Source organism: Planctomycetota bacterium (assembly GCA_018242585.1).
In the GTDB taxonomy this organism is placed as follows: domain Bacteria; phylum Planctomycetota; class Planctomycetia; order Pirellulales; family PNKZ01; genus JAFEBQ01.
On sequence record JAFEBQ010000007.1, the window covers coordinates 147,557 to 169,312 of the forward strand.

A 21,756-nucleotide genomic window follows, 5' to 3' on the forward strand; every position below is an offset into this window, starting at 1 on the left:
CGGCTAGCTGTTAGCGATTAGAAAGAGGTCCGTTGCCAGTAGTCAGTTGTCCGTTGTGCCCTGCTGCCAACTCGATGATTTGATCTAATCTGCCTTTGACAACTAACAACGGACCACCCGCACTGTCTAACCCATTGCTGGCTACCGGCCAAGACGAATCGGGCGAGCGCGGCACGCCGCGTGCTAGCGTCGGGCTCGATTCGCGTCTCGTCGCGCGGCACGCGCGCCGTTATAACGGGCCTCAAACGCCCACCGATCAAGCGATTTATGTCGAGCCCCGCCGCATCGCCGAGCCAACGTCTTCGCCAGGTGACCCGAGCCTTGGCGCACCGGAATTTTCGCCTCTTCTTCGCCGGCCAAAGCATCTCGCTGATCGGCACCTGGATGCAGCAGGTCGCGCTGGCCTGGGTCGTCTATCTGCTGACGCGCGACCAGACCGCGGGGAACCAGGACGTCGCCGCCTACTGGCTGGGCATCATCGGATTCCTCAGCCAGATTCCGGCGTTCTTCCTCGCCCCCGTGGCGGGCGTGCTGGTCGATCGTTGGAATCGGCATCGCCTGATCCTGGCCACGCAGACGCTGGCCATGCTCCAGGCCTTCGCCGTGGCCGCGCTGACCGGCACCGACACGATCTCGATCGGCTGGATCATGGCTCTCAGCTTTCTGCTGGGCGTGGTCAACGCGGTTGATATGCCGGCGCGGCAGGCGTTCCTGTCGGAAATGGTTGACAACAAAGCCGACCTGTCCAACGCCATCTCCCTGAACTCGTCGATGTTCAATGCCGCGCGCTTGGTCGGGCCGGCATTGGCCGCGGTGCTGCTCGAGTTGGTCGGCGCGACGATTTGCTTTGCGCTGAACGCGGTCAGCTATCTGGCCGTGCTGGGATCGCTATTGCAGATTCACGTGCCGCGGCGTCATTTGCAGGTCAAGCCGGCCGGACTGATGCACGGCCTGCGCGAGGGATTTGGTTACGCCTTTGGTTTTCCGCCGATCCGCACGATCTTGCTGATGATCGGCATCGTCAGCGTCGCCGCCACCACCTACAACACGCTGTTGCCGCTGGTGGCGACGCAAATGCTCGGCGGCGGATCGGGGACGTTCGGGTTGTTGACGATCGCGTCGGGTATTGGAGCGCTGACCGGGGCGGTGTTCCTGGCGTCGCGACTTTCGGTGCGCGGCTTGTTCGGCTGGATTCGACTGACGCCGGTGTTGTTGAGCGCGGCGCTGTTGGTGCTGGCCTCGTCGCAATGGCTGCCGGTGTCGTTTCTCGCCCTGGTCGCCGTGGGCTTCGCCATGATGGTCCACCTGGGTTCCAGCAACATCGTGCTACAAACGATCGTTGACGAAGACAAACGCGGCCGCGTGATGAGTCTGTACGCGATGGCCTTCCTGGGAGTCGGACCCTTGGGAAGCTTGCTGGCGGGGTTCATGGCCAATCGCTTCGGGCCGGCCAATGCCATTCGGGCCGGCGCGGTCATCTGCCTGCTGGGGGCGATTTACTTCGCGTCGCAATACTCGCGGCTGCGCACGTTGGTGCGGCCGATCTACGTACGATTGGGGATCCTGCCCGAGATGGCGTCCGAAACCTTTCCGATCGCTCCGCCCCCCAAGGGGGCCGCGCCGCTATCGGAAGCCAAGCCACCGGAGTAAAAGGGAAGCGCCGGCGTTATCGGCTCACTGGGCTCGGGTCGGCCGCTGACGAGACTTGCGCAAGACAGGAACGGATCATGTCGCCGAATCATCTCCACGAACTTCTCTTCGCACGCGAGGTGCTGGGCAACTCGCCCGCCCATTGGGGCGCGGCGCTGTTGGTTTTTTTGGCCAGTTTGATCCTGCTGCTGACCGTCAAGCGCGTGCTCCGGCGGCGCGTCGCTTCGTGGATGAAGCGTTCGTCGAGCGAAGCGGTCGCTCTAGTTTCGGCAGTGATCGCCGTCACGCGCGGCCCGTTGCTGACGGTGGTGGCTTTGTACCTGGGCGTGCAGGTACTGTACTTGCCCGACGAGGTGCGCGGCGGAGCGCACGTGGTGGCGACGCTGGCCGTCTTGCTGCAAGGTGGCTTCTGGGCCAACGCGCTGCTGACACACATGATCAACGCCCGCACGCGGCGCGGTCTCGAAGGAGACGCCGCCTCGGCGACGACGTTGTCGGTCCTGGGCTTTCTGTGTCAATGGGTCTTGTGGACCATCCTGGCGCTGCTGGCTCTGGAGAACCTAGGAGTCAATGTCACGACGCTGGTTGCGGGGCTGGGCGTCGGCGGCGTGGCGGTGGCCCTGGCGGCCCAGACAGTGCTGCGCGACCCGCTGGCTTCGTTGTCGATCATTCTCGACAAGCCGTTTGTCCTGGGCGACAACATCGCGGTTGGCGACCTGACTGGCACGGTCGAGTACATTGGCTTGCGGACGACCAAGGTTCGCAGCGTGTCGGGCGAGCAATTGATCTTTCCGAACAGCGACCTGCTGCAAAGCCGAATTCGCAACTACAAGCGAATGCAGGAACGCCGGGCCGCGTTCACACTGGCCGTGGCGTACGAGACGCCGCTCGACAAGCTGCGACAGATTCCCAACTGGATTCAGCGGATCGTCGAGCAGAAGCCGCAAGTCCGCTTCGATCGCTCGCACTTCAAGGAGTACGGCACGATCGCGTTGAACTTCGAGACGGTCTATTTCATGCTGACGACCGACTACAAGCAGTTCATGGACACGCAGCAGCAGATCAACCTGGAAATCCTCGAACGCTTCGCCCAGGAAGGGATCAAGTTCGTCCACGCGCCGCCGGCGTGATCGATCATTTCAAATGCGCACACGTCCAGGAGCGGGACACGCAAACACCCCTCTCTTCCAGGGAGGGGCAGGTGGGAGGGTAAAGGCGTTCCCGACTAAAAGACTTCGCGCACACGCCAGTTTGCTCGTAATGCGAAGGCGGATCGGCCTGCCACGCGTTTACCCTCACCCGCTCACTTCGTTCGCGACCTCTCCCTGAAAGGGAGAGGTGTAATGCTTCGCGACTCGGCGCTGTCCAGGGGTGGGTCAAGCCCCATTCGTTCGTGGGCTTTGCGGGCGTGACGCTCGCGCCACATCAAAGCCTGCCGCCGCGTCAGGCTTGGTCTCGCTCAGCTCTCGAACCTTCGTTCGGGAACATGATCCAGCCCCCGCCAGTGTCCGAGAGTCCAGGGCGATCGCACTATCGGCCAACGCCCGTGCCGAGATCGTTGCCCGAGCCAGGATACCGGGGCGTGAGATACGCGGGATTCCCCACGTAGTTACCCCGGTAGCGGACGCCGATCGAGCTATATCCATAGCCGGTGAAATCGCCGTACGGGCTGTACCAGCCATAGCCGGCCCAGCCGTAGCCCTTCTGCCAATAACCAGGACGATAAGGATTCGACGCGCTGTAGTTGCGCGGGGCGGCTTGAGCCGCGGTCGCGACGACCGACAGGGCAAGCAGCACGAACCAAGCCAACACGATGCGACGCATTGAATTCTCCTTCGCTTCAGAGGGTTGCCGTGGATGGCAACCGGCGAGCAGGTACACGTGCTCGTAGAAGCGTCGGTCGAAATCAACGTCCTGGCAAATCTTGCTTTTCGGAGAAATGGCCGTTTAACCAGCCTCAATCGTCGCCATCCGGTTATTAGGAAGATTATGCCGCTTGAGTGTAGCCGCCCGTTTACAAGCTCTCGCCCTAAATGCTCTCGTATCGCTTACGACAGCACCGGCGACCAGCCCAGTGCGAACGCCACGCGCAGCACGCCCCAGATGACCAGCCCGCTGATGATGTCGATGCCGATGCCGGCCGCGACCATTCGGCGCAGCGGAATCAGCCCCGAGCCGTACACGATCGCGTTGGGCGGCGTCGAAACCGGCAGCGCCGAGCCGAAGCTGGCGCCAAACGTCAAGCCCAACAGCGGCGGCAATGGATCGACTTCGGCCGTCTTGCACAGGCTCCAGATCACCGGAAACAACGTCGACACCGTGGCCGCGTTGCTGGTGAACTCGCTCAGGACAATCCCGCCCGCAATCGCCAGCGCCGCAATCAGCCACACGTCGCGGGTGTTCAGCCAATCGAAAGTCAGGTTCCCGACCACCTCGGCCAGGCCCGAACGGAACATCATGTTCCCCAGCGACAAGCCCGCCCCGAATAGCAGCATCGTCCCCCAATCGACCTTGGAGAAATCGCTGGTGGCCAGCGAGAACTCACGCTTTTGCAGATTGATCGGCAACAGGAACAGCAGGACCGGAATGCCGAGGGCGACGATCTCCTCGGGAAAGTGGCCGATGAACCACTTTTCGATCGAGCCCAAGGTGGCCGCGGTATCGGCCGAGCCAAAGTAGTCGAAGATCTGCTTGGCCAGCCCGAGCGCTCCCGGCGCAACCCACAAGGAAACGACCGTGATGAACACGATCAGGGTGTTGTACTCGCCGCGCCGCCAGGGGCCGATCTGGGCCCGTTGCGTCTGCAAATAGTCTCGCAGCGAAGGCATGTCGAGTTGCACCTTGCCGCCGCGCGCGCGCATCCACAGATACAACGCCACGAACATCACGATCATCAACGGAATGCCCACCTGACACCAGCGGAAGAAGTCAATCGACTTGTTCAGATAGTAGTCCTGGCGAAAGAGCCCCATCGACACGACGTTCGTCGTGGTGCCAATCGGCGTGGCCACGCCGCCCACGCTCGAGGCATAGGCCGTGACGAGCAGTAAAGCCGAGGCGTAGGGGGACCGCTTCATTTGCGCTTCGCTCTGGCCGCTGCCAGCGGCCAGCACGGCAACGATGCCCAGTGTGATCGGAAAGATCATGGCCGTGGCGGCGGTGTTGCTGATCCACATCGAGACAGCCGCCACGCTCAATCCCACGGCGAACATCACGGTGCTCGGCGAGCGACCAGCCCAGCGCGTGCAAAGAATGCCCAAGGCGAACCGGCGATCGAGCCCGTGCCGCGTCATGGCCCGGCCTAGGAACAACCCGCCCAGCAGAAAGAACACGGTCGGATCGGCGAAGGGGGCCATCGCAATGCGGGCGGCCTGGAAGTTGGTCTGCGCCGGATCGCGCGGCACTCCACCCAACACCACGGCCAGCACGACGGCCAACAGCGCCGTGGCCGGAATCGGAATCGGCTCGGTCAACCACCAGGTGACCGTCAGCATCATGATACCAGCCAGCCGGTGCGCTTCATCACTGAGGGGATAATGAGCCCCAGCGGTCCAATCGCGCGCCAGCAGCAACCAGCCGATCAGCACCACCGGCCCCAGCACCAGTCCGACACGACTGACCCAAGAATTGGCCGGTGTGTCTTCGTCGTCGATGATGTCGATCGGCGCGTTGGCCATGAATGTCTGCCCTCGATTGTTCTGGCACGCCAACCGTGCGATGTTCTGTTACTGATTACAAGCGGCGAAGCGTTCGGCTGCCAACGCCAACGCCCCGTGGACGACCATTTCTTCGCCCAATTCCGCGGCGCGTATCTCGTATTTGCCCCGCGCCGGCGGAAACACGTACTGGGCCACCGCCTCGCGCACCGGCTGCAAGAATAACGGTTCGGGGGCCAGCGCCACGCCGCCGCCGATGACGACGATTTTTGGGCCATTCAAGGTGATCACCTGCGCAATAGCCCAACCCAACACTTGAGCCGCGCGTGCCAGAACCGCTTGAGCAAAGCCATTGCCTTCCGCGGCGGCTTCGGCCACGTGCTTGGCCGTCAATTGTTTCACGTCGCCATTGGCACGAGCCCGTAAGTCGTCTCGATCTTTCGCGCTCGCCGAGTGAAGCGTCTTGGGAAGTTGTTCGGCATCGCCAGCAAGCGTGGCCCGCGCGGTGCGCGCGATACCCGGCCCGGCGGCCAGTGATTCGATAGTGGCGTGCGAATCGGTGAACTCGATCCCCGGGCGCAGGTGCCCGATCTCCGACGCTCCCCAACCGCTGCCGTTGTAGACGCGCCGATTGATGACCAGCCCGCCGCCAATGCCGGTGCCGACCGTCACATAGAACACCGGGTCGCCGTCGCGGCCAGCGCCGTAGCACGCTTCGGCCAGCGCGGCCATATCGGCGTCGTTCCCCAGCACGGCCGGCAGCCCGATGTTTTCTTCCAACCAGCGGGCCAGCGGAAAGCCGGTCCAGCCTTCGACCTGGTGACTGGTCACGACCGTGCCCGCGGCCGCGTCGATCGGCCCGCCAAAGCCGACACCAATGCCGCGCAGGGAAAACTTCGCAGCCAGCTCGCGACCGACATCGCGAATCTGGGCGCGAATGCCCTCGCCCCCTTGCGCAATGTCGACGTTGCGCCGCTCCATGGCCAGCAGCCGGCCGTCGCCGTGGCCGACGCCCAGTTGCAACTTGGTCCCACCGATTTCAATGCCCAGGTACATCGTGGCGATTATCTCTGGCGTGCGTGGGCCGGCGTGTCGTTACGCTCGGCCGATTTCGAACAGCTCGATGGTGAACTCTTTCCCGTCGTGATCGAGCGGGATGATGTCTTGTTCGATCACTTGCAGCGGCCGCGCTCGGCAAGCGTCGGGAAAGGCGCTAGCGAATCGGCGGCCGGGATCGGTGACCAGGGCCGTGCCGCCGGGGGCCAAATACTTGTCGATCGCGGCGGCGATCAACTCGGCGTAAGGCCGCTCGTACAGCACATCGGCGCCGATGATCACATCGAACGTCCCCAGATCGTCGGGCAGTTCGCGCCAGTCGACCATCCGCGTGGCCAGCCCCGACAAGCCGTTCCGCCAGGCGTTGACTTGGACGAACTCGAGCGCCTCGGGATAGTAATCGGTCGCCAGGACTTGAAAACCCGCCTGGGCCGCCGCGAGCGCGCACAACCCGACGCCGCAGCCCAGTTCGAGCATCCGCCGGCCGCGACCGTCAAGCCTGGCCAGCCGTTCGGCCAGCATCCGCGCGCTGGGCCACAACTCGGCCCAGTAGGGAATCCGGTCGTCGTGTTCAAACTCTTCCTCGTCGAGCAGATCGTCGGCGTTGCGGGGCTTGAGGAGTTGCCACGTACGCCCGCCGGCCTCGACCGACAACGACGCCACGTCGAACCGCGCGCGCAGCGACTCGACCAGCGAACTGAGATCGGCGGTGGTGAGGGACGAGGTCATGGGGCAGGGGACCGTTAGTCGTTTGCAACCGTGTATCTGCGGCGTCGATGATACACGGCGAACCGTGTGCTGCTAAAGGGGGATGAGCATTGCCCAATCTTCCGGCCTGGCGCGATTTACGCCGCCCGTGGCGTGAACTCTGGTTTGTGGTTTGGCCGCGACCGTGGTAACATACGGCCGCTGCCGCCGTGCGCTTTCGGGCGTACGGCGTCGGCACAGCCTCTGCCATGTTCGTGCTGGGACGTCCAATTTCGCTGAGCCTATACGAAAGCTCGCAAGGGCGCTTGAACACGACGTTGGCCGCGTGTATAGCCGCCGTCCGGGCCCCTCGGGGTTTTCGGAACCAACGGTCGGATCACACAACCCAGCGTCCAGGGTCGCCCGCTTTTATCATGCGGGCTCTCGAAACCCACGTCACCACGGCATTGCGGTGGAGGCTATTTTTCTTATACCTGCCGCGCGCTACGCAGCGCCGGCGATTTGATCGTCTGCCCGCTCCATGACCGCCGAGACGACTAGCGCCCCGTGGGAAATCCAGCGCGAGCAACTGCTCGAAGTGCTGCGAGGCTACGGGCGCGTGGTCGTGGCCCTGTCGGCCGGAGTCGACAGCGCCGTGGTCGCCAAGGCGGCCCACGTGGCGCTTGGCGAGCGGGCCTTGGCCGTGACGGGGCACAGCGCCAGCTTGGCCGAAGGGGAACTGGCGGCGGCGGAGCAGTTGGCCGCGTTGATCGGCATTGCCCATCGCGCGATCGCCACCGACGAGTTCGCCGATCCGACCTATCGGCAGAACGCGCCTGACCGGTGCTACCACTGCAAGACCGAGCTTTACGATCAGCTTGCGCCGGTGGCTGCCCAGTTCGGCGCCGCGGTGATCGTCAACGGCGCCAACGCCGACGACGTGGGGGACTATCGCCCCGGCATGCTCGCCGCCACGGAACATCGCGTGGCGAGTCCGCTCTTGGAATGCGGCATCGACAAAGCCACGGTTCGCCAGTTGGCCCACCACTGGGGGCTGCCCGTGTGGGACAAGCCGGCCAGCCCTTGTCTGGCCAGTCGCATCGCCTATGGCGAGGAAGTGACTCCCGAGCGGACGGCCATGATCGACGCGGCCGAGCGCTGGCTGCGCGAACAGGGCCTGCGCGAACTGCGTGTGCGTTACCATCGTGGCGACCTGGCCCGTGTCGAGGTGCCCGAGTCGTTCATCGCGCGCTTGGCCGAGCCGGAACTGCGCGCGGCACTGGTGGCGAGTTTGCGCGAGCTGGGGTTCAAGTACGTGACGCTCGATCTGGCCGGCTTTCGCAGCGGCAGCCTGAACGACGTGCTGCCGGTAGTGACGATCTCGTTGCCGAAAGGGTGAAAGGTCGGGGGCTACGGCACGCCGAGCATGCGCGCTGTCAGCGCGTGCGCCTTTCACTCGGTATCAACACAAAGCCCCCGGTCATTGACCGGGGGCTAAGGTGAGATTCCTCGTTTGACGCCGCGCGGGGCGGCGTCCTTAACGATGTTTACCGACCGCGGCGGTTGCGCGCGTTGGGATCGGCGCCGGTGATCGCCTGGGCGTTCATGCCATAGATTTGCTGCAGGGCGACGTCAAAGTCGGTCCCCTTGTGCAGCGCGTCGAGCATGGAGCTGAACTTGCCGGCGTTGTTCACCAGATTGCCCGCGGCCGCGTGGGCCAGGGCCATCGTTTCCGAGTCCGGCGTTTTGGTCAGCAGCGCACCCGGCTTGGCCGTGCGAGTGGCGGCCGCGGCCGCTTCGTTCCACTGCTTGATCATGCCGGCGCGCGGCTCGACCTTGGTGGCCAGAACCCGCCCCGCGCCGACGGCGAACCAGGTGGGCACACGCCGACCGGCCGACGCCACGTGAGCGCCGCACAACTGCTCGGCAATCAACAAGGCGAAGTTCGGGTCACCTTCCTTGGGTGCGACGGTCGCGCCAAAGGCGTCTAGAATGTTGTAGTAGAAGTGTCCCTGGTTGTCGCTCGTCACGTCGCGACGTTCGACCATCCGCGTGAACTCGACGTACTCGAATCGCTTCTCGAAGATGAAGATCGAAAGCTTGCCTTTGACCACCGGCGTGTCGCCCGTCAGCTTCAGCACGTGAGCGACGCGCTTGCGGACGTCGGCGACCTGTTCGGCGATTTCGCGCAATTTGGCCGGCGGCACGTTGCCATAGACGACCACGTCGTCCAGCTCGACCGTTTCAAACGGAACGCCGGGGTTCCCCTTGTTCCAGTCGCGTTTGGCCAGAGCGGCCCGTTCCTTGGCCAACTCCTCGTGCGGCAAGCCATAGGCGCGCTGAGCCGCCACGGTGAAGGAAAGAAGTTCGTCCTCATCCTCGCCGTCGAACTTGGCTCCTTCGGCGATCCAGGTTTCCAGCGTCTTGATCTCGTCGGCCGTCAACGGCGAGCGATTACGCGGCATTTTGGGCCGCTCTTTGCCCAAGCGGTCCTTGGCCGTGCCGCGAACCATGTTCAACAGCAAGCTGGCGTCTGGACGTCCCGCAGCGATTGGTTCGCCACCTTGGCCGGGACTGAGCAGCTTGCGAAACGTGTCGAGTTCGTAGTTCGCCGGGCCCTGGTCGCCACCGTGGCAGTCAACACAGTGACCGACCAGAATCGGCGCGACGTCCTTTAAGAAATGAACTTTTTCCTTGCCGGTCGGCGCGGTCGCCATGCTGCTCCCCGCGGCGCTGGCCATTTGCATGGGGTTGCCGCCCGTCAGCAACGCCGTCGGGTCCGAGCCGTCGAACTTGGCCCCTTCGTCGATCCACTTTTGAATCATGGTGATGTCCAGGTCGGACATCCGGTTGCCACCGCGGGGCATGTCACCCGATTCGAGCATGTCGATCAGCGTGCTGCCCGCGCCCTTGCCGGGCGTGAATACACGGCCCGCCGGCGAGCCCTTCATTAGATCGGCATACGTCGCCAGGCTGAACCCGCCCGAGTTGCGATCGATATGGCAGCGGGCACATTGCGAGACCAGCACCGGGGCGACTTGTTTCGTAAAGCTGACGCCGGTGGCGGCCTTGGCATTCTTGGCAGCCGCGGCGTTCGGACGCGGGGCGGGCTTGGCGGCGGCTTTCTTTTCGGCGGCGGCCATAGTCACTTCGGCGCCGTGCTTGACCAGGCGCTGCGCCGCTTCGAGCCGCACTTCGAGCGAAGCGACCATCGGCGCTGACTCGGCGCGGCCTTCGCCCGCCTTCAGCTCTTCCAACTGCTGCTCGATCTGAGTGACGAGCGTGCCGACTTCGGCGTACTTCTTGAGGCGATAGGCGGCACTGACCTTGTGCAACGCCGTATCGACCGCATTGATCTTTTCGCGGTCGGCCGGCAACATCTCGGCGCGCAGACCGGCACCCGAGAAATAACCAGCAGTGACCAGCAACACACACGCCCAGCGCAAACGTGCCATGGCCTGTTCCTCTTCGATGTTTTATCCCGCGGCCCAATTCACCGGTGGCTCTGTTCCGAAAGCCTGTCCGGGAAACGAATTATAACGCGAGCCGTGCCGTGCTGTCTATGTTTTCTTTCGGCCGTTTCCTGGGGCGATAGTCAACATAAGTCGGCGATCGATAGCCCCCGGTCAGTGCAAAGCATTGCCATGTTAGCCGAGAAACCCCGTGATTTGGGTAGCACCGACAACTTGTTGTCGGTGTCGCGCAGCGACAAGAGGGCGATGGAATACCGGTCCTGAACCCTCTTGCGGCTGCGCCGCCCAGACAAGCAAGTTGTCTGGGCTACCCGCGAGAAATCGGCACTCGAAGGCCCCCGGTCATTGACCGGGGGCTAAAGGGGTTCGGCGATCAAGGCCGCCAATGCCGCGAAACGCCCTAAAACGGCCACGATTTGCCGAGGGCCGCGCGTTGCAACTCGGTGAGCTGTTTGATCCCGTGCCGGGCCACCTTGAGCAGGGCCGCCAACTGGGCGTCGTCAAACGTATCGTGCTCGCCGGTCCCTTGAACCTCGACGAACCGACCGGCTCCGGTCATCACCACGTTCATGTCGACCGCCGCCGTCGAGTCCTCGGCATAGTCCAGGTCGAGCACCGCCCGGCCGTCGACAATGCCCACGCTGATGGCGGCCACGCTGTCTCGCAAGATCGGCGGCGCGTCGCGCGTGGGGCGCGGCACGGCGGCCACGGCGTCGACCAGGGCCACGAACGCGCCGGTGATGCTGGCCGTGCGCGTGCCGCCGTCGGCTTCGAGTACATCGCAGTCGATCGTGATCGAGCACTCGCCCAGGGCTTGCATATCGACCACCGCGCGCAGGCTGCGCCCGATCAGGCGTTGAATCTCGGTCGTGCGGCCGTCGATCTTGCCGCCGCGGTCGCGCGACTTGCGCGGGCTGGTGCTACCGGGGAGCATGCTGTACTCGGCGGTGACCCAGCCTTGGCCTTTCCCTTTCAGCCAGGGGGGAACCTGCAGCTCGACGCTGGCGGTACACAGGACCGTGGTCCGGCCGGCCTGGACCAGCACGCTACCCGGCGAGGCGCGGGTGTAGCGGCGTTTGAACTTCAGCGGGCGCAATTCATCGGCGCGACGATCATCATGTCGTTTCATGCCGACAGGATACACGCTGGGCACGGCGAAGGGGAGCAGGGGGGAAGGCGGCGTTGCCTAAAGCGTCGAAACGACCATTGGCCGTGGCCCATTATTGCGACTGTTCTTCGATGGCCCATTCTTTGAGCCGGCGCTGGAGCGTGCGAACCGAGATGCCCAAGGTCGCGGCCGCGTGGGTGCGATTGCCGTGGCAGCGGTCGAGCGTTTGCAGGATGACGTTCTTCTCGACGCTGGTCAGCGTCTTTTCGTCCGTCTCGGCCGACTGGTCCTCGGCCAGTTGGGTCATGCTGGCCGGCAAGTGCTCCAGCGTCAGCACCGACACGTCGTTCAGCACCAGCATGCTCTCGATGCAGTTCCGCAGTTGCCGCACGTTGCCGGGCCAGTCGTACTGCTCGAGATAAAACCGCAGATCGTTGTGCAACCTCGGGCGCGGACGCTGCAGGCGCTGGGAAATCTCTTCCAGGAAGTACTCGGTCAGTTCGGCGATGTCCTCGCGGCGCTGACGCAGCGGCGGCAGCCCGATGGCCACGACGTGCAGCCGGTAGTACAGGTCTTCGCGAAACTTCCCTTCTTGCATCAGCGTGGCCAAGTCGCGGCTGGTGGCCGCCACCACGCGGACATCGACGGGGCGGAGGTCATTGCCGCCGATGGGAGTGATCTGCCGGGTTTCGAGCGCCCGCAACAGCTTGGCTTGCGAGCCGATGGGGAAGTCGCCGATTTCGTCGATGAACAGCGTGCCCCCCTTGGCCTGTTCAAAGCGACCGAGCCGGTCGGCCGTGGCGCCCGTGAACGAGCCGCGGACGTGGCCGAACAGTTCGCTCTCGACCAGCGTTTCGGGAATGGCGGCCATGTTGACGACGACGAACGGCGCATTGCTGCGGCGACCGCCGTTGTGAATGGCGTCGGCCACCAACTCTTTTCCCGAGCCCGACTCGCCCAGGATCAACACCGTGCTATCGGTCTTGGCGGCGCGATCGATCTGCTCGGCGACGCGCAGCATGATCTGCGACTCGCCGATCAGCCGCTTGACGCCGCGTCCTGGACTGCGGCGTGTCGATGCTTCGGCGGCGGCCCGCGCCACGACGCAGTGCTTGTGGACCAGTTCGAGCAAGCGCTTGGGATCGACCGGCTTGGTCAGGTAGTCGCGCGCGCCGCACTTCATGGCCTCGACGGCCGTCTGCACGTCACCATAGGCCGTGACCATGATAAAGGCCGTGGCCGGCTGGTGCATGACCCACTCCTTCAGCAGGTCGATCCCACTCTTGGTTCCCAGCCGCAGGTCGCTAATCACCAGGTCCACCGCGCGGTGAATTGACTTGAGCGCTTCCTCCGGGTTGCGCGCGGTCAGGATTTCGTAACCCTCCAGGCGCAACACCCGGGCTAGCGCGTCGCGCTCGCTCGAATTGTCCTCGACCACCATGATCACGGCACGTTCGTTCACAACATTATTCTCTGGGTTCAGTAGGACAGCATACGCGCGACGGCGTGACAATCAACCGGGATGGGAAGCCATCGACGGATTGCGCGCCGCGGCGTTGCCGTTGGCCGCCGACCGGGCTCCGGCGGCCTGGGGCACCAGCGGCAGGCGAATGCGAAACTCGGCGCCACCTTCCGGGGCGGCGTGGCAACCGACGCTGCCGCCGGCCTCTTCCACGAATCGCTTGACCAGCGCCAAGCCGAGCCCGGTGCCCAGTTCCTTGGTCGAGTGAAAAGGTTCAAAGATTCGCTCGCGCGAGGCGATTGGCACGCCGGGACCATTATCGGCGACGGCCAGTTCGGCCGCGTCCTCAGCCCGCCGAACCGAGACGCGAATGTGCCCTTGCGGCCCGGTGGCCTCGGCGCTGTTGGTCAACAAGTTCAAGAACGCCTGCCGCAGTCGCGAACGATCCATCAGCACCTTCAACGGCCCGGCCTCAAGTCGCGGCTCGACATTCACGGCGTCGCGATCGAGCAGCGGCCGCATGATGTCGATGACGACTTGCGTCTCGACGACCAGGTCGAGCACTTCGGCGTGCGCCTTCTCGGGACGCGCGTACTCGACCAGCGAGCGCATCATGGCGTCGACGCGCTCGATTTCATCGACCGTTTCATGCATGATCTGCGCCGACTGGTCCGGACTAGGCTGGCCGTTCTGCCACAGACGTTCGAGGTAATGCAGGTTCAAGCGAATCGTGTTCAGCGGGTTGCGCACCTCGTGAGCGATGCCGCCAGCCACCTGGCCCAGTTCGGCCATCTGGCGCACGCGCCCCATCGCCAACGACGTGTTCAGCGTGGCGAACCGCTTGGATATCGAAACGGCCGAAAACACGGCCAGCACGACGACTCCGAAAATCAGCAGCGTCGTGATCGCCCAACGCCAACGCATGGCGCTCCGCCGCTCGCCCAGCGTCGCTTCGAACCAGGCCTGGTCGAGCCCCGTGTGATAGGCGCCGATCTCGCGGTTGTCGTGCAACAGCGGTACTCGAATGTCGAGAGCTCGCGGGCCACCCGTCAGAGACGCCGCCGCGGTCTCGACCACGTCGTCGCCCGCCTCGGGTATCTGATACAGATACCAGTTGCTGGGCAGCACGCTCCCTTCAAGCGCCGCAACGCTGTGCTTGATGACACGTCCGGACTGGTCGACGACGGCAGCGTACAAATGGGCTTCGTCTCCGTCGATGACCCGGCCCCAGTAAGGTCGCAGCCAAATCGTGGCGTCCAACGCCGTCAGATCGTCGGGGCGTCCCTCGCGCGTCAGGCTCTCTTGAATGCGCAGCGCGGTGCGCACCGCGTGCGAGCGCAACCGGCTGACTTCCGATTGCAGCAAGTCGCGACGCGTCTCGTTGAAGTCGAGCCGCGCGTTCCAGTACGCGATCACGACAATGCCCAGCATGCTGAGCGCGAAAGCCAGATAAACCGCGACCAAACTGCGATGCGCCGCCAGCCAGCTAAGCCAGTCGCGCTGGGGGGTCACGGGATTTGCAGAATGAAGCATGATCGGTCTCGTCAACACGGCGGCCGCGGCGCTGGGCACGCGTCAGGAGGGCAACTTGATGTTAATTGAATCAACACCTACGTCGATATGCCATGCGTCATGGTGACGGGCCACCTGCCCACCAACTCCGACAAGTTGTCGCGACCGTCTCTCGTTTCCGACAATTGCGCTGTCTAGCGTCGCACGAGCCGCCAGTCCAAGTTTATCAGCGATTCACTAGGATTCTCAGCTATTTTATGCATTCGCCCCCTGGTTTTGGCAATTGGTATGTCGTTTGCCCTTAAAGTTGCCGCTCGGAAAAAGGAGACAGGATAGTTCTTATTCTACAACGACCTTTGGTCAGGGTGATTCATGCGGCGGCAACGGCGGGGCAATGGGCCCACGGCGCGGGCGGTCCTTAACACGCGAACGATTCGCGTTCCGAGGGCGCTGACCCCCAGTTCGAGCAGCATCATGCGCGCCGTGAGGGGCTCGAAGCTCTACGGCCTTTACCAGCGGTACGGCGACCCACTGGCCCTGCTGCTGGTCGGGCTGGTCATGATTGGGTGTCTGGTGCTGCGGCAAGATCAAGGGGTCGTCCCCCACGACACCGGCACGCTGTGCCAATCGGCCGTGCGAGTCCTCAACGGCGAACTGCCGCACCGGGACTACGACGAATTGTACACTGGCGCGCTATCATTCTTTCACGCGGCCAGCTTTTGGCTGTTGGGCGTCCACACCTCGTCGATCCGCTGGGCGTTTGTGCTAACCAGCACCTGCTGGGCATGGGGGGTGTACCTTGTGGCGCGACGCGCGACGTCGATCCCGCTGGCGCTGCTGGTGACCGCCACGGCCGTTCTCTGGAGCGTTCCAAACTACTTTTCGCCGATGCCCTCGTGGTACAACCTGTTCTTTGCCACGTTCGGCGTCTTGGCGCTGTTGCAGTTCATCGATCGCGACCAACGGCGCTGGCTGGTGCTGGCCGGGGTGTGTGGGGGACTGTCCCTGTGCGTCAAGCTGATTGGCCTGTACTACGTGGCCGCCGTGGGGTTGTTCCTGGTGTACCGCAGCCAGGCCTTGTCGATCCATTCGACCCACCTCGCCCACGTCGAGCAGCCCGTGGCGTCGTCACCGGTCGTAGAGCGTGCCTCGCGAAATTGGTGGCTGGGTGCGTCGGGCGTAACGCTTTTGTTGTCGCTGTTCGTCGTCATGCTGGGCGAGTTGGTCCGCTACCATCCCAATTTGATGGAAGTCGCCCACTTTGCCTTGCCGGGCGTGATGATTGCGTTCTGGCTGATGATTCGCGAGTGGCAGTTCGGCGGCCGCGACTCTGGAGCGCGGCATCGGCGATTGACTCTGGAATCGTTGTGGTTCGCGGCGGGCATCTGCCTGCCGATCGCGGTCTTGCTCGTCCCTTATGTGTGGACGGGCAGCGTTGATTCCCTCATTCGGGGCGTGTTCATCCAACCGATGAAACGGCTGTCCGATGATAGCATGATCTTTGCCTTGCCCAGCGCCCAAGGGCTGATGTGGTTGATTCCGCTGGTTGGCGTGGTCGGCGGAACACTCTGGGCGCGACGCGGGCTGACCCATCCCGCGATGGTGCTCGCCGTGGGGCTGCTGCTGGCCTATGGCGTGGCGGTGGCCGGCGAGTCGCGAACTATTTATCAGGGATTCTGGTACATGGCTCGCGGCGCGGCGCCAGTGCTGGTGTTGTTGGGCGTCTATATGCTCGGCACGCGCCGCTTTGCCGCGCAGATCGATCTGCGCGGTCGCCAGCGATTGATGTTGCTGATCGCCGTGGCCGCCCTGATCACGTTGGTGCAAGTGCCGATTTCCAACGGCATTTATTTTCTCTATGCGGCGCCGATGGTCGTCCTGGCCGGCTTGTACGTGGTCCGTTATCAGCCCGCCGGCATCCAACCTTTGCACATGGCTGCTGGGGCGGCGGCGCTGTTGTTCGCCGGGCTGTGGGTGGTGGGCGGCTTCCCGCACGCCTTTGGCATCAGGTACATCGCGATGCCCCCGTTAATGCCCCTGGGGCTCGAACGCTCAAATCTGGCGGTTGACGACCAGTGTCTGCAGATCTACACCAATCTGGTCAGGATCGTCCAGGAACATTCCCCCGCGGGTTCGTACGTCTATGCCGTGGGCGACTGCCCCGAGGTCTGCTTCTTTGCCGATCGCAAGAACCCGACCCGTACGTTCTTTGAAGCGTTTGACGACGACATCGGCACCCAGGAACGTGTCGATCGCATCATACGAACATTGCGCGAGAAGGACGTGCAGGTGGTGGTGATCAAGGGCGCAGCTCACTTTGCCGGCGCCGCGGGCCCCCGCCTGCGCGCGGCGCTAAGCCGCGAATTCCCCCAGACGTTCGATCTCTTCTGGCGCACCAGCAATCGCGCGCCGGCTTATACCGTTCGTTGGCGCGACGAGAGTTGGCCGCGCGAAGCAACGCCCTCTCCGCGCGACACCGACCGCCTCGCCACCTCCGCACAGGAAGCCGAGTAACCCCGCGGCTACATCGTTCGATGCATCACAACTGGCCGCGGGCCACGGCTCCGCTCACGCACGCTTCCGATTCGCCACACGCCCGCCCAAGTCCACTCGAATCCAAACCGGTCGAACTTTCGTTCGTTATTCCGGTCTTCAACAGCGAACATACTCTGGCCGCGGTCGTCGACGAGATTGGTCGTGCCGCCCGGCGCATTGATTTTGAGATCGTGCTGGTCAACGACGGCTCGGTCGACCAAAGCGCACAGGTCGCGGCTTGGTTGCAGGCCCGCTGCCCCAAACACGTCGCCTACGTCGAGTTGGCTGAAAACTCTGGGGAGCACTCGGCGGTATTGGCTGGCTTGCGCCATGCCCGCGGCCGGTATGCCGTGATTGTTGACGACGACGGCCAGCACTCGCCGACCGAGGCGTTGCGGCTGTGGCGATACGCCATCGAACACGATCTGCCGCTGGTTTACAGTCGCTACGGCACCCCGCGACAGTCGTTTTGGCGTCGGCTGGCCAGCACGCTGCACAACCGGCTGGCGCGCCGGCTGCTGGGGGCGCCGCGAGGGCTGTATCTGTCAAGTTTCAAGGTGCTGGCCCGGCCGGTGATTGACCAGATGGTCCGCTATCACGGCGCGCGGCCGTTCATCGATGCGCTCGCCCTGCGGGCCGCCGCTCGTGTTGGCCAACTCCAGGTGCAACATCTGCCGCGCCTGGCGGGCCAGTCGAATTACAACCTGCGCCGGTTGCTGGCGCTATGGTGCCGGCTGGTATTCGGCTTCACTCGCTGGCCGCTGGGTGTCGCGGCCATTTTGTCGGTGCTGGGGGCGCTGGCCGCCAGCCTGACGCAGTTTTCCTCGATTGCCACTGGAACAAATCTCGCTCGCAAGGCCCTCGCGTTTGGCGCCGTGTCTTGTCTGATCATGGCCGCTGGCTTGGCGTTGGGTTGGCTGCTGTGGCAATGGCGGTTCGAGCGCGGGCGGGTGGCGTATCGCGTGGCGCGCTTTTTGCCCGTTGCTGAACTTGGTGAAGCGCTGTCCCCCCCGACCGTGTTGCCGTTGGAAGTTGATCCGGCGGTCGACTCCCTGGGACTCCCCACCTGAGCGAGCTGTTGCCGTGCTTATGTTTGAACACCCCGAATCCGCGCCCCGCGCCACGCCGACCCCGTTAACGGGCCATGACAGGGTGATGATGTTCGACTTGGGTCGCTCAATCGCCGAGTACCAGCCGGAGTTTCAGGCCGCCATCGCGCGTGTGCTGGCCTCGGGCCGGTTGATCTTGGGCGAGGAAGTCGCCGCTTTTGAACGCGAATTCGCCGCGCAATTCGGCAGCCCGCACGCGGTGGGCGTTGGCTCGGGCTTTGCCGCCTTGGCGCTGGCGTTGTTGGCGTTGGGAATCGGACCTGGCGACGAGGTGATCACGGTTGCGAACACTGCTGTTCCCACGGCCGCCGCCATTCGCTCGGTCGGCGCCGCCGTGCGATTTGTCGACGTTGACCCCCGCTCGCTGGTCATGACCGCCGAACAGGTCGAGCCGGCCATCGGCTCGCGAACCGCCGCCGTCTTGCCAGTTCACTTGTACGGCCAGCCGGTCGACATGACGGCGCTGGTCAACCTGGCCTGCCGCCGCGGACTGAAGATCGTCGAAGATTGCTCCCACGCCCACGGCGCCACTTGGCAAGGTCGCGGGGTCGGCACGTTCGGCGACGTCGGTTGCTTCTCGTGTTACCCGACCAAGAACCTGGGCGCGTTTGGCGACGCGGGCGTGTGCGTCACCAGTGATGCCATGCTGGCCCAGCGGTTGCGACAACTGCGCGTATATGGTTGCGACCCAAGTGGCGTCGCGATCAACCAGGGGCGCAACAGCCGGCTCGACGAGCTACAGGCCGCCGTGCTGCGCGTGCGGCTGGCTCACTTTGGCCAGACCTTCGCCGCGCGGCGAGCGCTGGCGGCCGGCTACCTCGAACGCTTGCGGCACTCGTCGCTCACGCTGCCCCACCCGGTTGGCAATGTGACGCACGCCTATCATCTATTCGTAATCCGCACATCCGAGCGGGCACGGCTGGTCAAACGGCTGCGCGCGTCGCGGATCGACACGACCATTCATTATCCGCTGCCATTGCACCACATGCCTGCGTTCCGTGACGAGGGGTCGCCCCCCGCGCTCCCCGTCACGGAACGCATGGTTCAGGAGATCGTATCATTGCCACTTTACACTGGAATGCCGCTGACCGACTTGGAGCGGGTGACGAGTGCCATCGAGGCCGCTCTGTCGACGTGAGCCAAACGCTCAACCTTGAATTGGGCCGCATGGCCGAACTCGACGCCGATCACTGGTGGTACGTCGGGCTGCGCGATGCGTTGGCGTCGGTGCTGCGCGCCGCGGGCGCCGAGCGGAGCGACGTGCGACGCGTGCTCGACGCCGGTTGCGGGACCGGTGCCACGCTCGAGTGGCTGGCCGAAGAGTTCCAGCCCGACTATCTGGCCGGCTTCGATTCCAGCCCGCTGGCCCTGTCATTGTCGAAACAGCGTTGTCCCGCGGCCGATGTCTATGCCGGCGACGTCTGCCAGCCGGTGCTCCATCGCCCCGAGTTCGACTTAATCGTCTGCTGTGATGTGATCTCGGTGCCAGGGGTCGAACGAGCACGCGCCGGGCTCGCGCGGCTGGTGAGCGCGCTGCGGCCAGGTGGCTGGCTACTGTTGCACGGGCCGGCCTATCAATGGTTGATGAGCGATCACGATCGCTGGGTCGGCAACAGCGAACGATCCAAGCTGGCCGACAATGTCGAGCTGCTCCAGTCGCTGGGGCTCGAATCGCTGGTGGCGAGTTACCGTGTGAGCATGTTGTTTCCGGCCATTGCCAGCTACCGGATGTTGCGCGGCTTTTGCACGCGCGCCAGTGGTCGCGAGCCCGCCAGCAACCTGCGTCGTCGGTCCAACTGGTTAAATCGGGCGCTGAAGCGCCTGGTCCGTTTTGAAAACGGCGCGATCGAAAGCGGCTTTCGTTGGCCCTTCGGCACTTCGGTCATCGCGTTGGGGCAAAAGTCGGCCGGCAGTTGTCAGTGAGCCGGCCGCTTCTTCCTCGCGACCAGCAGCCGATCGGCCATCCGCCGAGCCGTAATGTTTAGCGGCAGGGCGGCCAACTCGGCTCGACTGACCCACCTCAGACGCGAATTGGCCTTCAGTTTTGTCGCGGCGCTACTGGCATGAGCTCGATAGACATGCCGCGCGATGCGGAATCGCGTCACCGTGTAGTTCATCGTTTCGACCGCGTGGCAATCGGTCACGTCCAGTTGCCAACGCTCGCGCACCAACTCGGTCACCTCGTCTCCATGCGGCCAGTGGGCGCTGGCGTCGATCGGCACGCATGGAAAGTCCCACAAGCCTGCCCAACGTCCGCGCTCGGGGGCCTGTTGCACCAGCCAGCGCGCGCCGCGTTTGACCACCACGGCCACTTCGCGGCATCGCTCGGCAACGACCTTGACCGCCGGAACAGGAATGCACTCTTGCGCGCCGAGCGCCCGCGTAGGACAAAGTGCCGCCACGGGACATTCATCGCACCGCGGCTCGCGCGGCGTGCAGACCAGGCTCCCTAGCTCCATCAGCGCCTGGTTGAACAGTCCCACCTCGCGGCGCGGCAACAGTTGCTCGGCAAACTCCCACAGCCGGCGCTGGCTGTCGGACTGAGCCACCGGGGCCGCGAGGGCCAACAGTCGGGCGAGCAATCGCAGTGTGTTCGCTTCGAGGATCGGCAACCGCGCGTCCCCCGAAATGGAAAGAATCGCGCCGGCCGTGTAACGTCCGATGCCCGGCAAAGCCAGCACGGCGTCGAAGTCGGTCGGGAACGCGCCGCCATGCTGCGAGACGATTTGTCGCGCCGCCGCGTGCAGTTGTCGGGCACGGCGGTAATAGCCCAACCCTTCCCAGGCTCGCAGCACGTCGCTTTCGTCCGCCGCGGCCAGCGCCGCGACCGTGGGCCAGCGAGCCAGGAACCGCTCGTAGTAGCCGACGACGGTCGCCACCTGGGTCTGTTGCAGCATGATCTCGCTGACCCACACGTCGTACGGGTCGCGCGTTCGCCGCCAGGGCAAGTCGCGGGCGTGCTTGCGGAACCAGGCCATCAACTGCCGGCGAAAGGAGGCCAGCCAGCGCGCGTCGATGCGTTGGCTCGCTGACACGCCGCTTGTGGCGGCCGAGACTCGCTTCGACTTGGAACCGTTAGGGGCCATCTTCCGCCAACGTCGCGCCGCGACGATCGATCAACAACATTCCCACCACCATCAGCCCGACGCCGACGACCAGCGCCGTGGTCACCGGCTCGCTGAACACCAGCACTCCGGCCAGCGCCGCCATCGCCACCTGCGACGCATTGATCGCATTGGCATGGACCATCGAGATCAACTCCAGCGCCTTGGTCAGCATAAAGAAGCCCAGCGCGTTGAACAGCCCCGCCCAGACCATCACCTTGAAATCCCCCGGCGGCGTGGCCAAGAGCGTGTCCCAGCCCAGTCGGCCGAGGCTGGCCAATCCCAGGGTGATGCAACCGGTGCCGCTCAGCATCAGCAGCGTCAGCGAATTGGGAATTGGGCTCGTCGCCATCTTGCGCAGGACAGCCCCTTGCAGCGCGTAGAGCCTGTTATTGACTTAAATT

Annotated in this window: 16 protein-coding genes and 1 pseudogene; 7 read left to right on the forward strand and 10 right to left on the reverse strand. The window is 64.2% G+C overall.

Translation table 11 applies throughout. The features are described from left to right. Window positions 1–267 precede the first annotated feature (267 nt). Window positions 268–1,650, forward strand: coding sequence for an MFS transporter (locus JSS27_03780; protein ID MBS0208055.1), 1,383 nt, complete (start codon window positions 268–270; stop codon window positions 1,648–1,650). A 77-nt stretch (window positions 1,651–1,727) separates the two neighbouring features. Continuing rightward, window positions 1,728–2,780, forward strand: a complete 1,053-nt coding sequence (locus tag JSS27_03785) for a mechanosensitive ion channel family protein (protein MBS0208056.1) — start codon at window positions 1,728–1,730, stop codon at window positions 2,778–2,780. Window positions 2,781–3,180: 400 nt separating this feature from the next. On the opposite strand, the gene JSS27_03790 is transcribed toward JSS27_03785, so the two are convergent. From JSS27_03790 to JSS27_03805, 4 genes are all read right to left on the reverse strand, one after another. Further along, window positions 3,181–3,474: a hypothetical protein gene (locus JSS27_03790; protein MBS0208057.1), complete on the reverse strand. Its 294-nt coding sequence runs from the start codon at window positions 3,472–3,474 to the stop codon at window positions 3,181–3,183. Between the two features lie 224 nt (window positions 3,475–3,698). After that, window positions 3,699–5,327, reverse strand: a complete 1,629-nt coding sequence (locus JSS27_03795; protein MBS0208058.1) for a DASS family sodium-coupled anion symporter — start codon at window positions 5,325–5,327, stop codon at window positions 3,699–3,701. Window positions 5,328–5,375: 48 nt separating this feature from the next. Next, entirely contained in the window at window positions 5,376–6,362 is a 987-nt protein-coding gene (locus JSS27_03800; GenBank protein ID MBS0208059.1) for an ROK family protein, read from the reverse strand. A 39-nt stretch (window positions 6,363–6,401) separates the two neighbouring features. Further along, window positions 6,402–7,091, reverse strand: a complete 690-nt coding sequence (locus JSS27_03805) for a methyltransferase domain-containing protein (protein ID MBS0208060.1) — start codon at window positions 7,089–7,091, stop codon at window positions 6,402–6,404. 499 nt (window positions 7,092–7,590) lie between these two features. On the opposite strand from JSS27_03805, the gene larE reads away from it, so the two are divergent. Next, a complete protein-coding gene (gene larE, locus JSS27_03810; GenBank protein MBS0208061.1) occupies window positions 7,591–8,448 on the forward strand; it encodes an ATP-dependent sacrificial sulfur transferase LarE in 858 nt (285 codons plus the stop codon). A 148-nt stretch (window positions 8,449–8,596) separates the two neighbouring features. On the opposite strand, the gene JSS27_03815 is transcribed toward larE, so the two are convergent. The 4 genes from JSS27_03815 to JSS27_03830 form a co-directional block, all read right to left on the reverse strand. Next, window positions 8,597–10,504, reverse strand: coding sequence for a hypothetical protein (locus JSS27_03815; protein MBS0208062.1), 1,908 nt, complete (start codon window positions 10,502–10,504; stop codon window positions 8,597–8,599). Window positions 10,505–10,922: 418 nt separating this feature from the next. After that, entirely contained in the window at window positions 10,923–11,651 is a 729-nt protein-coding gene (gene rph, locus JSS27_03820; GenBank protein ID MBS0208063.1) for a ribonuclease PH, read from the reverse strand. A gap of 91 nt (window positions 11,652–11,742) precedes the next feature. Beyond that, complete coding sequence (locus tag JSS27_03825; protein ID MBS0208064.1) at window positions 11,743–13,092, reverse strand: sigma-54-dependent Fis family transcriptional regulator; 1,350 nt, start codon at window positions 13,090–13,092, stop codon at window positions 11,743–11,745. A 51-nt stretch (window positions 13,093–13,143) separates the two neighbouring features. Next, a complete protein-coding gene (locus JSS27_03830) occupies window positions 13,144–14,625 on the reverse strand; it encodes a HAMP domain-containing histidine kinase (GenBank protein ID MBS0208065.1) in 1,482 nt (493 codons plus the stop codon). A 453-nt stretch (window positions 14,626–15,078) separates the two neighbouring features. Here JSS27_03830 and JSS27_03835 point away from each other — a divergent pair, with 453 nt between their 5' ends. The 4 genes from JSS27_03835 to JSS27_03850 all read left to right on the forward strand — a co-directional run bounded on the left by JSS27_03835 (window position 15,079) and on the right by JSS27_03850 (window position 20,171). Next, the gene (locus tag JSS27_03835; GenBank protein MBS0208066.1) at window positions 15,079–17,118 is read left to right on the forward strand and encodes a glycosyltransferase family 39 protein; all 2,040 of its coding nucleotides are present in this window, start codon (window positions 15,079–15,081) and stop codon (window positions 17,116–17,118) included. A 20-nt stretch (window positions 17,119–17,138) separates the two neighbouring features. Next, window positions 17,139–18,209 (forward strand): glycosyltransferase, encoded by a 1,071-nt coding sequence (locus JSS27_03840; GenBank protein MBS0208067.1) that lies wholly within the window; start codon window positions 17,139–17,141, stop codon window positions 18,207–18,209. Window positions 18,210–18,294: 85 nt separating this feature from the next. Next, window positions 18,295–19,386 (forward strand): DegT/DnrJ/EryC1/StrS family aminotransferase, encoded by a 1,092-nt coding sequence (locus tag JSS27_03845; protein MBS0208068.1) that lies wholly within the window; start codon window positions 18,295–18,297, stop codon window positions 19,384–19,386. Between the two features lie 29 nt (window positions 19,387–19,415). Further along, a complete protein-coding gene (locus JSS27_03850) occupies window positions 19,416–20,171 on the forward strand; it encodes a class I SAM-dependent methyltransferase (protein ID MBS0208069.1) in 756 nt (251 codons plus the stop codon). Here the strand turns inward: JSS27_03850 and mutY are convergent. Both mutY and JSS27_03860 read right to left on the reverse strand, forming a co-directional pair. Continuing rightward, entirely contained in the window at window positions 20,165–21,334 is a 1,170-nt protein-coding gene (mutY, locus tag JSS27_03855; GenBank protein MBS0208070.1) for an A/G-specific adenine glycosylase, read from the reverse strand. The genes JSS27_03850 and mutY overlap by 7 nt on opposite strands. Continuing rightward, a pseudogene (locus JSS27_03860) lies at window positions 21,324–21,731 on the reverse strand (EamA family transporter). Before JSS27_03860 ends, mutY begins: the two are co-directional and overlap by 11 nt. Between the last annotated feature and the right edge of the window lie 25 nt (window positions 21,732–21,756).